The following is a 14,075-nucleotide window of genomic DNA, read 5'->3' as shown; positions in this document are numbered from 1 at the left end:
GCCGCGCCCGCCGGGGAGGGACAAAGCGGACATCGAGGGACGAGAACGCCGCTACAGTGACGACCATGCTGGGGAGCGAGGGAGAGCGGCCGATCTACATCTCCGACGAGATGGCCCGCGCTCTGATCGACGAGCAGTTCCCTCGATTCGCACACGAAGAGCTCGGACGGCGCTACACGCTCGAGGATCAGTTCGCGATCCGGATCGGCGACGACTATGGCGCGATCTTCCCTCGTACCTCGGACAAGGACGCGGCCTACGCGCGGGTGACCGAGCTCGTCGCGGCGCAGGCAGCACGGTGGTCGTTCCCTGCGAGTCTGCCCATCGCGAGGGGCGTGCCGGGCCATGGCTTTCCCTATCACTGGACGCTGGTGAGGTGGATCTCCGCGTCGTCCAGCGCCTTCGTGCCGCTGCACGGGTCCTCCGTGCGCGCCTTGGGAGCCGCGATCAGGCAGATTCACGAGGGCGCTCCCCGCCAGGCGCCCATCAACCCCGTGACCGGCATCGGGCTGGAAGCGATGCGCGCCGAGTTCGAGCTCATGCTCTCCTTCGCGGTCGCCAAGGGCGCTCCCGAGAACCGGGTGATCGACGAGGCCTCCGTGCGGGCCGCCTACGATGCCGGCGCGTCAGCGCCGGTCGACGTGGCGCCCTCGTGGACGCACGGACGCCTCGAGCCGCGCGCCATCATGTCCGACCGGGGCGACTTCGCGGGCATCCTGCTCTGGCACAACTTTGGCGCGGGGGACGTGGCGGGCGACCTGGGCTTCGCGTCGACCATGGTGCCCATCGACTCGAGGGACGAGTTCTGGACGGGCTATGGACCCATCACGCCGGCCACGGCGACGCGCGCGGCGGCCTATGAGCTGTGGGCGGCGCTCAAGTACATCCACGTCGACGACCCGTTCCTGCTGCGCGTCGCCTGGGAGCGCCTGATCGAGCTCGAGCTGGCGCACGAGGCCTGAGCCAGCCGCCGCATCGGCCGCATCGCCCCTGAGCTGCGCGAGTTGGGCCCAACTCGCTCGCCTAAGGCCCTTCGTGCGCGAGTTGGGCCCAACTCGCGCACGGAAGGAGGGTGGCAGACTGATGCCCATGGACATCTACGAGACTCCCTTGCCGGGCATCGGTGTCCGGTACGAGTTCCAGGCCGAGGGCGGCGACCACGTGGGCGTGGTGGTGCGACGCGATGGCAAGCGCGACATCGCCCTGTACGACCGCGAGGATCCCGACTCGTGTCGCGGCACCGTCGAGCTGTCCGAGGGCGACGCGTCGAAGGTCGCCGAGCTGCTGGGCGGCACCAACATCACGGCGAGGCTCGACTCGCTGAGACACATGGTCGAGGGCCTCGCGATCGAGTGGGTGACCATGCCCCAGTCAGGCGGGCTCACCGACAGCACCATCGGAGCCGGACGCATCCGCACGGAGACATCCGCCTCCGTGGTCGCGGTGATCCGCGGCTCGACCGGCATCCCCGGGCCCGAGCCGGACTTCATTCTCAAGGCGGGCGACACGGTGCTCGTCATGGGCGGCACCGAGGCGGTGCGTCAGGCGACGGCGATCCTCGCGGGCTAGCCGATGCTCGCCGCCGCGCTGCCACTCGAGGTGCTCCCCGAGCCGGAGCCGAGTCATGCCGGCTCGGTGCTCATCGAGCTCGGGATCATCCTGCTCGTCCTGGCTCTGCTGGGACGGCTCGCGCAGCGCATCGGCATCCCCTCCATCCCGCTCTACCTGCTCGCGGGGCTGCTCATGGGCGATGGCGGCTTCATCCCCGTCAGCGCCGGCGAGGAGTTCCTCGAGGTGGGCGCGGAGATCGGGGTGGTGCTGCTCCTCCTGCTGCTGGGCCTCGAGTACTCGCCCCTGGACCTGCGCAACGGCCTCCGATCGAACTGGGTGGCCGGCCTCGTGGACGGCGTCGCTAACGGCGTCCCGGGGTTCGCCGTCGGCCTCATGATGGGCTGGTCGTTCACCGCGTCGCTGCTGCTCGCCGGCGTCACCTACATCTCCTCGTCCGGCATCATCGCGCGGCTGCTGGACGACTTCGACCGCGTCGCCAACCGCGAGACGCCCGTGCTGCTGAGCCTGCTGGTCATGGAGGACATCGTCATGGCGGTGTTCCTGCCGCTCATGGCGGTGCTGCTGGTGGGCGCGACGCTCATCCAGGGGGCGGTCGCCGCCGCGATCGCGCTGAGCCTCGTGGCCATCGCCTTCGTGGTGTCGATCAAGCTGTCCGAGCGCGTGTCCGCCCTGGTCCACTCCCACTCGCGCGAGCTGCTGCTGCTCACCGTCCTGGGGCTGACGTTCCTGGTAGCGGGCTTGGCCGATGCGGTTCAGGTGTCCGCCGCCGTGGGCGCCTTCCTGCTGGGGTTGACGCTCTCGGGCCAGGTCGCGGACGACGTCCGCGGCCTGCTGCCGCCGCTGCGCGACGTGTTCGGCGGGCTGTTCTTCGTCTTCTTCGGTCTCACCATCGACCCGCGCGACCTGCTGCCGGTGCTGCTGCCAGCGCTGGGGCTCGCCGTCGTGACCGCGATCACCAAGATCTACACCGGGGTGTTCGCCGCCAGGCGCAACGGGATCGGGCCCAAGGGCCAGTGGCGCACCGGCCTGTCGCTCGTGCCGCGCGGGGAGTTCTCGATCGTCATCGCGGGGCTGGGCGTCGCCGCCGGCGCCCAGTCACAGCTGGGTCCCTTCGCCGCGGCCTACGTGCTGATCCTCGCGGTCGCCGGCTCGCTGCTGATGCGCTTCGCGGACCGCATCCCGTCGCCAAGGCTGCGCGGCCAGAGCGCGTGGAAGTCCATCCCCGAGCACAAACCCGTGCCTCCGCACCGACCCCTGGCCTGATGCGGAGGGCTGCGCGTCGACGTGAACCCGGCCTGCGCATCGGCCCTGCACAATGTCTCCATGATTCGCGACGCCTCCCCCGATGACGCCGCCGCCATCGCGGCCATCTACAACCCTTACGTGCGGGACACCGTCATCACGTTCGAGTACGACGAGGTGGCTGTCGAGGACATGGGCGCGAGGATCGCGAAGGTCCAGTCACAGGGCTTCCCCTGGCTGGTATCGCTCGAAGCCGATGCGGTGGTCGGGTTCGCGTACGCCGCGCCCTACCGCCCTCGCGCCGCCTACCTCCACTCTGTCGAGACCACCATCTACCTCGCTCAGGGGCACGGGGGGCGCGGCCTAGGGCGGCCGCTTTACACGGCGCTGCTCGAGCGGCTCGAGAGCACCGACGCGCACTCGGCAATCTCGCTCGTCGCGCTGCCCAACGAGGCATCCATCGGGCTCCATCGCGCGGTGGGCTTCCGCGACGTGGGCGTCCTGACCGAGGTGGGCCGCAAGTTCGACCGCTGGATCGACGTCGCGTACCTGCAGCGCCCGATCCCCTGATGACCCCGACGCCGTGCCCTTGCGCTCTGGGCCGGCGCGGTTAACACTGTTCACATGGCTGCCGTGAACTGGTTCGAGATCCCCGCCTCCGACCTGGCGCGCGCGACCGCCTTCTACGAGCGCGTGCTCGAGGCCGAGCTCATCCCCGAGGACATCGGCGACGGCCTGCCCAAGTCGCTGATCCCCGGTGCCGACGGCCCGATCGGAGCCGTGGCGCAGGGCAGAGACTGGACTCCGAGCAATCGAGGCACGCTGGTCTACTTCGATGGCGGGGATGACCTGCAGGACGTGCTCGACCGCGTCACGGCGGCGGGCGGCCAGATCGTGGAGCCCAAGCAGACCGTCGACGCGACCAGCGGCTATTGGGCCCGGTTTCTCGACACCGAGGGCAACCTCATCGGGGTGCTGTCGCCGCGGTGACGCCCGCGCGAGAGGTGCGCGACGTGCGGCCGGCTCAGGTCGCGCGCCGTGCCCAGGGAGGCGTGCCCGAGCCGTCTGCGCGCACAGTAGGGTGACGCCCATGCAGTCAGTGATTCGCAGCGGCGCGAGAGCGCTGCTCCCGGTTCTCGTGGCGGCGGCCGCGCTCCTCAGCGCCCCCGCCGCGCAGGCTCAGGACATGACGGTGCCGGACGAGAACCTGCGCAGATGCGTCAACGTGGCCCTGGCTGCCGACCCCGCGGCGGACGTCGCGCCCGGGCAGCTCGCGACGCTCACGTCTCTCGACTGCTCGGGCGCCGAGATCGACAGCATCGTGGGCCTCGAGCACGCGACGAACCTCACCGCGCTGAACCTCAGCCTCAACGCGTTCAGCGACGTGTCCGCGCTCGCCTCGCTCGCCCGACTCACGGATCTCAACCTGGCGTTCACCCCCATCGACGATCTCTCGCCGCTCGCGACCCTGAGCGCCCTCACGTCCCTGGAGCTGGCGAGCACTTCGGTCGACGACCTGTCGCCGCTGAAGGGCCTGACAGATCTGGCCAGCCTGAGCCTCGGAGGCACGGCCATCAGCGACGTCTCGGCGCTGACCTCGCTCCCGTCTCTTGCGAGCCTGAGCCTCGCGAGCACCGGCATCAGCGACATCTCGGCGCTCGAGACGCTCGCGGGACTCACCACGTTGAGCCTGGCGCGCACGCCCGTCAGCGACGTCTCGGCGCTGAGCTCCCTCACCGGCCTCACCGACCTGACGCTGACGCGCACCGCCGTCGGCGACGTCGCACCCCTGAGCTCGCTCACCGGCCTCACCAGGCTGGCCATCGGAGACACCGCCATCAGCGACCTGACTCCGCTCGCCTCGCTCACCGCTCTCGAGGAGCTCCACGCCAACGACACCGCGATACGCGACCTGTCGCCGCTCAGCTCGCTGACGTCGCTCTCCAGGCTGCACCTCTTCCACACCGACGTGGCAGACCTGGCGCCCCTGGCAGGCCTGCCGGAGCTGACGCACCTAGCCGTGTGGGAGACGGACGTCGACGACCTCTCGCCGCTCGCGTCGCTGCCCAGCCTCACGTCGCTCGTCGCCACCAACACCCCCGTGAGCGACATCTCGGCGCTGAGCTCCCTCACGAGCCTGACCGACCTCGAGCTCGGGGGCACCGACGTCGCCGACCTCTCGCCCCTGGCAGGCCTGACGAGCCTGACCACGCTGGATGTGAGCCATGCCGCCGTGTCCGACGTGACTCCCCTGGCCGGGTTGACCGCGCTCACCGAGCTGCACCTGTCCGCCAACGCGATCAGCGACCTCTCGCCGCTCGCGTCGCTCACGTCGCTCACCACGGCCGAGTTCGAGCTCCAGGCGGTGACCTGGGAGGACGTGCCCCTGCGCACGGAGTTCGCCAATCCCGTCACGAGCATCGACGGATCCACGGTTCCGCTGTCGACGACCGACGAAGAGTACGACCCGTCCGCCAACACCGCCACGTACACGTCGCGGGGCGTGGCGACCGGCGCATGGCAGACCGTCACGCCCGAGGGCTTCGTGTTCTCCGGCGAGTTCGAGCAGACGGCCACGGGCATCGAGACCGTCGAGCTCGTGCTCCTCGGGGTGGGCGCGCTCGTCGTGGCCGTCGCGATCGTGGTGTGGATGGTCCGACGCCGCTCCCGCGCCGGCGCTGACGCCTAGGCGCGGTCTCGCGCATGGCGGCGACCCGCCGCTCGACTGGCGCTGCCGCGCCGTACTCAGCCCGCGCATCGGCCCCATGGACGACGACAGGGCCCGGCTCCCCAAGGGGAGCCGGGCCCTGATGACGCCGTCGTGCGCTACGCGGAGCGCACCGCGCGAGTGGCCTCGAGCATGTTGGTCAGCGACGCCGTGGTCTCCTCGTAGCCGCGGGTCTTGAGGCCGCAGTCCGGGTTGACCCACAGCTGCTTGCCGGGGATCGAGTCCTTGGCCAACTGCAGCAGCTCGGTGACCTCCTGCGTGGAGGGCACGCGCGGCGAGTGGATGTCCCACACACCGGGGCCCACCTGGCGCTCGTAGCCGTGGTTGCGGATGGCGGGCAGGACCTCCATGCGCGAACGGGCGGCCTCGATCGAGGTCACGTCAGCGTTCAGGCCGTCGATCGCGTCAATGATCTCGCCGAACTCGGAGTAGCACAGGTGCGTGTGGACCTGCGTGTCGTCCTTCGCGCCGGACGTGGCCAGGCGGAACGAGTTCACCGACCAGTCGAGGTACGCGGCCTGGTCCGCCTTCTTGAGCGGCAGCAGCTCGCGCAGCGCGGGCTCGTCGACCTGGATGATGCCGATGCCGGCCTCCTCGAGGTCCGCGATCTCCTGGCGCAGCGCGAGGCCCACCTGGTTGGCGGTGTCGCCCAGCGGCTGGTCGTCGCGCACGAACGACCACGCGAGGATCGTCACCGGACCCGTGAGCATGCCCTTGACCGGCTTGTCCGACAGCGACTGCGCGTACTGCGCCCAGCGCACCGTCATGGGCTCGGGGCGAGCGACGTCGCCCCACAGGATCGACGGGCGCGTGCAGCGCGAGCCGTACGACTGGACCCAGCCGTTCTTGGTCACATCGAAGCCCTCGAGGAGCTCGGCGAAGTACTGCACCATGTCGTTGCGCTCGGCCTCGCCGTGGACGAGGACGTCCAGGCCCAGGTCCTCCTGCAGCTTCACCACGGAGGCGATCTCGTCCTTCATCGCCTGCTCGTAGTCCGCGTCCGAGATCTGACCCTTCGCCCACGCGGCGCGGGCCTTGCGGATCTCGGGAGTCTGCGGGAACGAGCCGATGGTCGTGGTCGCGAGCTCGGGCAGGTGGAAGCGGTTCTCCTGAGCGGCGGCGCGCACCGCGTACGGGCTGCGCTCGAAGTGGCTCGGCTCGACGCCGTCGATCGCCTCGCGCACGTCGGCACGGTTGGTGCCGGGGTGCTCAGCACGGGCCTTGAGCGCGGCGCGGGCCTCGCCGAGGGCGCCGGCGACGGCACCCTCGCCCTCGGCCCTCGCGGTCGCGAGAGTGACGATCTCCGCGACCTTCTCGTCCGCGAACGCGAGCCAGCTGAGCAGCTCCTCGCCCAGGTGCTCCTCGCCCTGCAGCGTGTGCGGCACGTGGAACAGGCTGGTGCTCGAGGACACGGTGACGGTCGCGCCCAGGGCGGCGACCGCATCGGCCTTCGCGAGCGCGGCGTCGAGGTCGGCGCGCCAGATGTTGTGGCCGTCGATCACGCCGGCGACGATCGTGGTGCCCGCGAGGTCGATGCCCGTCGGAACTCCGCCGCGAACCAGGTCGATGCCGATCGCGTCGACCCCAGCGTCCTTGAGGACCGGGAGCGCGTCGCCCAGGTCGTTGTAGGGCGCGGCCACGAACAGCGCGGGGCGGCTCTCCGCCGAGACCAGGGCCTCGTACACCTTGGCGGCGTTCGCGAGCACGTCCGCGCGGTCGGCGTCGATGTCCTGAACCAGGATGGGCTCGTCGATCTGCACCCACTCCGCGCCCGCCGCCTTGAACGCGGCGAGCAGCTCGACGTACACGGCGACCAGGTCGTCGAGGCGCTCGATGGGCTGGAAGCCCGTGGGCGCATCGTCGCTGGGCTTGGAGAGGTAGAGGAACGTCAGCGGGCCGGTGATGACCGGGCGCGTGACGAAGCCGGCATCCTTGGCCTCGACGAACTCGTCGACCCAGCGGGTGCTGGAGAGCGCGAAGCGGGTCTCGGGGCCGATTTCGGGCACCAGGTAGTGGTAGTTCGAGTCGAACCACTTGGTCATCTCGAGCGGGGCCTTGTCGCCCACGCCGCGCGCGATGGTCGAGTAGCCCGCGAGGTCGACGGAGCCGTCCTCGTCGCGCAGGTCAGCGAAGCGGGTGGGCACGGCGCCGAAGGCGACGGCGGCGTCGAGCACGTGGTCGTAGAACGAGAAGTTGCTCGGGATGGACGAGTCAGTGCGGCCCAGGCCGAGCGCGGCGAGGCGGTCGCGGTTGGCCGCTCGCAGCTCGGCGGCGACGGCCTCGAGGTCGGCCTCGGAGGTCGCGCCCTTCCAGAACTGCTCGAGTGCCCGCTTGAGCTCACGCATTCGGCCGATGCGCGGGTAACCGAGAATGGTGCCGCCGGGGAAGGCGGGCGCAGGGGCAGAAGCATTCGTGGTGTCAGTCATGAGTCCTCATGGAGGTTGGTGCGCGGCGGGCTCGCCATTGCGCTTGGTCGACGCGTGCAGTCAGCGCCGATGCGTGCTCTCGCGATTCTAGCGCGTTGCCGGTTCAGTCACCACCGACGCCTGAGACGCTGCGTCCACATCGTGAGACGGCGCACCCTCCGCCGCGGAGAGCGATGTCGCGCGCTGCGACCTGTGGCCGGAGAGGTGACACCCGGCGGCGATGGGAGAATGGAGCCATGGCTGAAGAGATCACTCCCAAGCAGGTCACCCTCACGCGCGAGGCCGAGGGCGTCTACGTCGCCCGCAACATGGATGGCGCCGAGTACCGGTTCGGCTACAACGTGGACGGCGCGCTCGGCGCCGTCGAGCTGCTGATGGTCGCGATCGCGGGCTGCTCCGCGACGGATCTCGACATGATGACCTCCCGCCGCGCGGAGCCCACGAAGTTCGACGTCACCGCGACAGCGGAGAAGGTTGGCGGCTCGACGCCCGCGATCCTGCGCGACATCGAGGTGCTGTTCGACGTGGCGTTCCCCGAGGGCGAGGCCGGCGACAAGGCGCGTGCGCGGGTGGGCGCGGCGCTCAAGGCCGCCGAGGAGCGCACCTGCACCGTGTCGCGCACCGTCGCCGCCGGCGTGCCGGTGACGCTCAAGACCACCTGAGCGTCAGCCGCGCAGCGGCAGCTGCGACACGAGCTCCATCGCCGCCTCGTGGCGGTTGAAGGTGATGACGTGGATGCCGGGCGCGCCATCGTCGAGCAGGTCGCGCGACAGCCTGGCCGCGTGCGCGACGCCGGCTGCTCGCGCGGCATCGTCGTTCTCGGCCGCCTCGAGGTCGGCGACCAGCGCCTCTGGCGTGGCGACGCCCGTGAGCTGCGCGGCGCGGGAGGCGCGGCGGGCGCTGACCAGCGGCATCACCTCGGGGATGATCGGCAGCCCGATCCCCTGATCCGCGGCATCCTGCACCAGCGACACGTAATGGTCGACCTCATAGAACACCTGGGTGATCGCGAAGTCCGCGCCGGCATCCTGCTTGGCTGCGAGGACGTCCAGGCCCTGCTGTCGCCACTGCTCCATCGCGTGCTGGGCAGGAAAGGCGGTGACGCCGATGCTCAGGTCGTCGACGCCGTGCGCGTGGGCGACCTCGCGCAGCAGGATGACCAGCTCGCTCGCGTACAGCAGCCCGTCAGGGTGGGGACGCCAGTCCGTCTGGCCCTTGGGGGGGTCGCCGCGCAGCGCGAGGAAGTCGCGCACGCCCTCGCCCAGGTAGCCCTCGATGACCTCGGTGAGCTCGGCACGCGACTGGTCCACGCAGGTGAGGTGCGCGAGCGGGGGGATGGTGTGCGACTCCGCGAGGCGCTGCACGACCCCGCGGGACGTGCTCCGCGTGGTCCCGGACGCGCCATAGGTGATGGAGATGAAGTCCGGATCCGTCGCGGCGAGCGTGCGCATGGTGGCCTCGACCGTCTCCTCGGCCGCGGGCGTGCGCGGCGGGAACAGCTCGTAGCTCAGCGTGGGCGCGTTGTCGCGCAGGAGGTCACGGATGGTCATGGCGGGGCCACCCTACTGTCTTGCCGCGCGTGCGCGCGAGGCAGTCGTCCCCAGCACCGCACCGCCATGGGCCTTCCTCAGCCTCCGAAGGGCCGATGCGCGGGCTGGGTCCGTCTGCCGCCACACTGGGCATCATGATCACCGAGACCAACGATCTCCTCCGCTGCTTCGGAACCGGGGACCCGCTCTACGAGCGGTATCACGACGAGGAGTGGGGTCTGCCGGTGCATGGCGACGCCGCCCTCTACGAGCGCATGGTGCTCGAAGGCTTCCAGTCCGGGCTGTCGTGGCTCACGATCCTGCGCAAGCGGGAGGCCTTCCGCGTGGCGTTCTCGGGGTTCGACCCGGTCGCGGTCGCGGAGTTCGGCGACGACGACGTGGAGCGCCTGATGAGCGATGCGGGCATCGTCCGCAACCGCCTCAAGATCGCGGCGGCGATCACCAACGCGCGCGCCGTCGTCGCTCTGCAGCAGTCCGGTGGCTCACTCGACGAGGTCGTGTGGTCGCACCAGCCGCCGCGCGCGGCGCGCCCCGCCGACTGGACGGCGGTCCCGGCGTCCACGGAGGACTCCACCGCGCTCGCCAAGGACCTGAAGTCGCGGGGCTTCGTGTTCGTGGGTCCCACGACCATGTACGCCCTCATGCAGGCCTGCGGGCTCGTCGACGACCACATCGTCGGCTGCGTCGCGGCGCAGTGATGATGGCGCCTCGCCATACCTCGCCGCGTTGTCAGACCTCGATGATGGACTAGGGCCATGACGTTCTCGACCGCCACGTTCGATCGCGATGCCGCGGTGGTGCGCGCGTTCGATGGGAGAGACGTCGCAGAGCTGTCGCCCGAGGACTTCGTCGCGCTGCGGACGGCGGTCGGTCAGGCGAAGCGGTCGTTCGACGCCCTCGTCGCCTGCGTCGCCGGCGAGGCCGCGCGGCGCTCGGATCCCAACCTCGGCGTGGACGGCCTCGCCCGTCGAGAGGGGCACCGGCGCCCGGAGTCGATGGTCGCGGAGGACCTGGGCGTCGGACCGGGCGAGGCCGGACGCCTCATCAGGATCGGCGAGACCCTTCGACGGGCGGAGGACGCCGAGCAGGGCAGGCCTGCCCTCCACGCCGAGGACGTCGTGCCACATCCCCACATCGCGGCTGCGCTGCGCGAGGGCCTCATCGGGATCGAGGCGGCACGCACGGTCACCGAGTGCCTCGACACGCTCGACCCCTCGACACCGGAGGCGGGCGACCTGGACGCACTCGAGCGCCAACTCGTGGCCAAGGCTCAGAAGCTCTCGCTGAGGGACCTGCGACGCGCCTGTCAGCGGCAGGTCGCCTTCCGATCCCCTCGCGACCTCGCGGCGCGCGACCGTCGGCTGCGACGCGATCGGTTCCTCAGCTTCTCCGACGACCCCAGCGGGATGGTCATCATGCACGGGCGACTCGATCCCATCAGCGCGGCACCCATCCGTGCCTGGGTCGACGCGCAGGTGCGCGACGCGCTGCAACGCAAGCGGGACGAGCCCGGGGGCGACGACCGTGACGCAGGACAGATGCGCCTCGACGCTCTGGTGATGCTCGCCCAGCATGGCCTCGACTGCTCCGCTCCCACCTCCGGCGTCAAGACGACGGTGGTCCTGCGAGCCGACGTCAAGGACTTGGAGGCCGGCGTTGGCGTCGCCGAGTGCGACCAGCTCGCCGGTCGCATCGCGGTCCAGACGCTGCGCGCCATGGCGGTCGACGCAGGCGTCATCCCGGTCGTCATGGGCGGCGCGAGCCTTCCGCTCGGCGTCGGGCGCACGCACAGGCTCTTCACGGCGGCACAGCGGCTCGCCCTCGCGGAGCGCGACGGCGGCTGCTCCTGGTGCCATGCCCCGCCCAGCTACTGCGAAGCCCACCACATCGAGTGGTGGTCCAAGGGCGGCGCGTCCGATCTCGCCAACGGCGTGCTCCTGTGCACGGCGTGCCATCACCGGATCCACAACGACGGCTGGGCCGTGGAGGTGATCGGGAACGAGGTGTGGTTCACGCCGCCCGCGTCGATGGACCCGAGCCGTACGCCCAGGGTTGGCGGCAAGGCTCAGCTCGACGAGATCGAAACCAATCCAGATGACCTGGGGAGAACTCTGCCCGCCGCCAGCCCGGCCGGGCCGCGCGGGGAGGACATGCCCGGCGGGTCGCGGGACGCATCGAGCGAGTCCGCCGCACTCGCATCTGCGGAGGACCCGATGGCCACGGCGACGGAGTCGCCTACGACCCTCGAGGCCGACCGCGCCCGTGCGACGCTCTTCGGCATCGCTCGACCGGCTCGCAGCGCTGGGCGTGCGCCACGCGCTCGGCGCCGCCGCACTGACGCCTCCTGTGCGGACGGGCGGTCGACCACCCGGGCCCGGGCTGCGGTACCGGCCTAGCAGTACGCGCGGCGGTGGCGGTCCTTGGCGTCCTCGAGCAACGCCTCGACGATGCGCTTGTCCGCCGGCAGCCAGGCGACGTCGCGCCACCCGCCCGGCTCGAGCCAGCGCAGGGCGTCGTGGTCCTCGAGCGGTCGAGGCTCCACGCGTGCGCCGTCCGCGCCCGGCAGCAGCCGCGCCCACCACACCCGCATCACGAGCCGTTCGACATCCGCATCCCCTGGGCGCAGCATCCACACAGGATGGTCACCGCACTGGTCCTCCACGCCGCGACCGTCGTCGGGGCCGAGGACCTCGTCCCCGATCTCGACCTCCACGCCCAGCTCCTCCCGCAGCTCGCGACGCAGAGCATGGTCGGCGCTCTCGCCACGCTCGACCTTGCCGCCTGGGAACTCCCACAAGCCGGCGAGCGCCGACGGCGCCGACCTGCGCGCCGCCAGCAGAGTGCGGGGGACCAGCAGATCATCCGTGATGGCCGCCGCCACCACCAGTCGCGTGGACGCGTGGCCGCCCATCAGCGGGCCTCCCAGCCAGGACGACCGTCGCGAGAGGTGCCGCGATGCTCGCCTGGCCGCCCGCGCATCGGCCCTACTCCGAGACGTCCGCGTAGCCCGCGGCGTCGAGCAGATCCTCGGCGCCCGCGCTGAGCTCGACCTTGAAGATCCATCCGTCGCCGTAGGGCTCAGCGTTGATCTGCTCAGGCGCGTTCTCGAGACCGGCGTTGACCTCGGTGACGGTGCCGGTCACCGGCGAGTACAGCTCGGAGACCGCCTTGGTCGACTCCAGCTCGCCGCACACCGCGCCCGCCGTGACCTCGCTGCCCACTGCGGGTGCCTCGACGAACACCACGTCGCCCAGCGCCTCCGCGGCGTGCGCGGTGATTCCCACGGTGACGACTGAGCCGGCCGCCACGTCGCCGGACACCCACTCGTGCTCCTTCGAGTACTTGAGATCCTCGGGGATGCTCGCCATCGCTGCCTGCCTCTCGCTCGGTCGGTTCGGACCCTGGACTCGGAAGTCCCGGGTCACGCGTCCCGCTGGTAGAACGGTAGCGCGACCACACGCATCTCCTCGCGCCTGCCGCGCACGTCGACGCCCACGACGGTGCCGGGTTCCGCGAGCGCAGTCGGCACGTACGCCATGGCGATGAGCTGGCCGAGCGTGGGAGACGGCAGGCCAGAGGTGACGATCCCCACCTGATTGTCGTCGCCGTCCGTGACGGCGTAACCGGTGCGCGCAGCGCGGCGGCCGTCGCCCACCAGGCCGACCAGCGTCTTCGCGACGCCCTCCTCGCTCAACCGCGCGAGCGCCTCGCGGCCCACGAAGTCGCCGCGGTCCGGCCCACCGGAGACCCCGAAGGACACCACCCGGCCCAGCCCCGCCTCGAACGGCGTGGTGTCATGGCTCAGCTCGTGCCCGTAGAGCGGCATGCCCGCCTCGAGCCGCAGCGAGTCGCGTGCCGCGAGCCCGCACGGCTCCAACCCGGCGGCAGCACCTTCGCGCAGCGCCAGCCTCCACACATCGCCCGCGGTGTCCGCCGCGACGAACAGCTCGAAGCCGTCCTCGCCGGTGTATCCCGTGCGGGCGGCGTAGGCGTGGATCCCGCCCTCGAGCAGCAGGTTGACGCCCGAGTAGTACCTCATAGGGTCGACGTCGCCGGCGCCGCCCCCGCACATGCGCGCGACGATGCCGGCCGAGGCCGGCCCCTGCACCGCGATGAGCGCGATCGACTGCGTCTCGTCCTCGACCGTGGCGTCGAGCGCAGCGGCGTCGAATCGCGCCTGCAGCTCCGCGGCGACCTGCACCCGGTTGGCGGCGTTCGCGACCACCATGAAGTGGTCCCAGTCCCGGCGGTAGACCACCAGGTCGTCGAGCACGCCGCCGTCGGGGGCGCACATCATCGTGTACTTCGCGCGGCCCAGCGCCATCCGGCTCATATGACCCACGAGCGCATAGTCGAGAGCCGCCGCCGCGTCGGCTCCGCGCACCATCAGCTCGCCCATGTGCGACAGGTCGAACAGTCCCGCAGCCCGGCGCACCGCATGGTGCTCGGCGACGTCGCCGCCGTAGCGCAGCGGCATCTCCCAGCCGGCGAAGTCGACGAGGGACGCGCCCAGGGCGACGTGCTGGTCATGCAACGGCGAGTGCAGAGTGCTCACGA

Annotated in this window: 14 protein-coding genes; 9 read left to right on the top strand and 5 right to left on the bottom strand. The window is 71.0% G+C overall.

Annotated features, from left to right (window positions below):
- Window positions 1-65: 65 nt before the first annotated feature.
- From B7K22_RS06195 to B7K22_RS06170, 6 genes are all read left to right on the top strand, one after another.
- Window positions 66-962, top strand: a complete 897-nt coding sequence (locus tag B7K22_RS06195; protein ID WP_144276266.1) for a phosphotransferase — start codon at window positions 66-68, stop codon at window positions 960-962.
- Window positions 963-1,089: 127 nt separating this feature from the next.
- Complete coding sequence (locus B7K22_RS06190) at window positions 1,090-1,569, top strand: cation:proton antiporter regulatory subunit (protein WP_159448782.1); 480 nt, start codon at window positions 1,090-1,092, stop codon at window positions 1,567-1,569.
- Between the two features lie 3 nt (window positions 1,570-1,572).
- Window positions 1,573-2,835, top strand: a complete 1,263-nt coding sequence (locus tag B7K22_RS06185; protein ID WP_084039086.1) for a cation:proton antiporter — start codon at window positions 1,573-1,575, stop codon at window positions 2,833-2,835.
- Window positions 2,836-2,895: 60 nt separating this feature from the next.
- Window positions 2,896-3,384 carry a GNAT family N-acetyltransferase gene (locus B7K22_RS06180; protein ID WP_084039085.1) on the top strand — a complete coding sequence of 163 codons (489 nt, stop codon included), beginning with the start codon at window positions 2,896-2,898 and terminating at the stop codon, window positions 3,382-3,384.
- A gap of 54 nt (window positions 3,385-3,438) precedes the next feature.
- Window positions 3,439-3,804, top strand: a complete 366-nt coding sequence (locus B7K22_RS06175) for a VOC family protein (RefSeq protein ID WP_084039084.1) — start codon at window positions 3,439-3,441, stop codon at window positions 3,802-3,804.
- A gap of 100 nt (window positions 3,805-3,904) precedes the next feature.
- Complete coding sequence (locus tag B7K22_RS06170; RefSeq protein ID WP_144276265.1) at window positions 3,905-5,503, top strand: leucine-rich repeat domain-containing protein; 1,599 nt, start codon at window positions 3,905-3,907, stop codon at window positions 5,501-5,503.
- 137 nt (window positions 5,504-5,640) lie between these two features.
- Here the strand turns inward: B7K22_RS06170 and metE are convergent, their stop codons facing one another.
- Window positions 5,641-7,968 (bottom strand): 5-methyltetrahydropteroyltriglutamate--homocysteine S-methyltransferase, encoded by a 2,328-nt coding sequence (gene metE / locus B7K22_RS06165; RefSeq protein ID WP_084039082.1) that lies wholly within the window; start codon window positions 7,966-7,968, stop codon window positions 5,641-5,643.
- 236 nt (window positions 7,969-8,204) lie between these two features.
- Between metE and B7K22_RS06160 the strand changes: the two genes are divergently transcribed.
- Window positions 8,205-8,630, top strand: a complete 426-nt coding sequence (locus B7K22_RS06160; RefSeq protein ID WP_159448781.1) for an OsmC family protein — start codon at window positions 8,205-8,207, stop codon at window positions 8,628-8,630.
- A 3-nt stretch (window positions 8,631-8,633) separates the two neighbouring features.
- On the opposite strand, the gene B7K22_RS06155 is transcribed toward B7K22_RS06160, so the two are convergent.
- Window positions 8,634-9,518 (bottom strand): methylenetetrahydrofolate reductase, encoded by an 885-nt coding sequence (locus B7K22_RS06155; protein ID WP_084039080.1) that lies wholly within the window; start codon window positions 9,516-9,518, stop codon window positions 8,634-8,636.
- 134 nt (window positions 9,519-9,652) lie between these two features.
- Between B7K22_RS06155 and B7K22_RS06150 the strand changes: the two genes are divergently transcribed.
- Window positions 9,653-10,216 carry a DNA-3-methyladenine glycosylase I gene (locus B7K22_RS06150; protein WP_084039079.1) on the top strand — a complete coding sequence of 188 codons (564 nt, stop codon included), beginning with the start codon at window positions 9,653-9,655 and terminating at the stop codon, window positions 10,214-10,216.
- Between the two features lie 57 nt (window positions 10,217-10,273).
- Window positions 10,274-11,914 carry an HNH endonuclease signature motif containing protein gene (locus B7K22_RS06145; protein WP_084039078.1) on the top strand — a complete coding sequence of 547 codons (1,641 nt, stop codon included), beginning with the start codon at window positions 10,274-10,276 and terminating at the stop codon, window positions 11,912-11,914.
- Here the strand turns inward: B7K22_RS06145 and B7K22_RS06140 are convergent.
- The 3 genes from B7K22_RS06140 to gcvT form a co-directional block, all read right to left on the bottom strand.
- Window positions 11,911-12,429, bottom strand: coding sequence for a (deoxy)nucleoside triphosphate pyrophosphohydrolase (locus B7K22_RS06140; protein WP_084039077.1), 519 nt, complete (start codon window positions 12,427-12,429; stop codon window positions 11,911-11,913). The two genes, B7K22_RS06145 and B7K22_RS06140, sit on opposite strands and share 4 nt — an antisense overlap.
- Window positions 12,430-12,502: 73 nt before the next feature.
- The gene (gcvH, locus tag B7K22_RS06135) at window positions 12,503-12,886 is read right to left on the bottom strand and encodes a glycine cleavage system protein GcvH (protein WP_084039076.1); all 384 of its coding nucleotides are present in this window, start codon (window positions 12,884-12,886) and stop codon (window positions 12,503-12,505) included.
- Window positions 12,887-12,939: 53 nt separating this feature from the next.
- Complete coding sequence (gene gcvT, locus B7K22_RS06130) at window positions 12,940-14,073, bottom strand: glycine cleavage system aminomethyltransferase GcvT (RefSeq protein ID WP_144276264.1); 1,134 nt, start codon at window positions 14,071-14,073, stop codon at window positions 12,940-12,942.
- Window positions 14,074-14,075 lie beyond the last annotated feature (2 nt).

Source organism: Demequina sp. NBRC 110053, assembly GCF_002090095.1.
Lineage (GTDB): Bacteria > Actinomycetota > Actinomycetes > Actinomycetales > Demequinaceae > Demequina.
The sequence above is the reverse complement of the archived record's forward strand: the minus strand, read 5'-3'. Positions and strand labels throughout refer to the sequence as shown.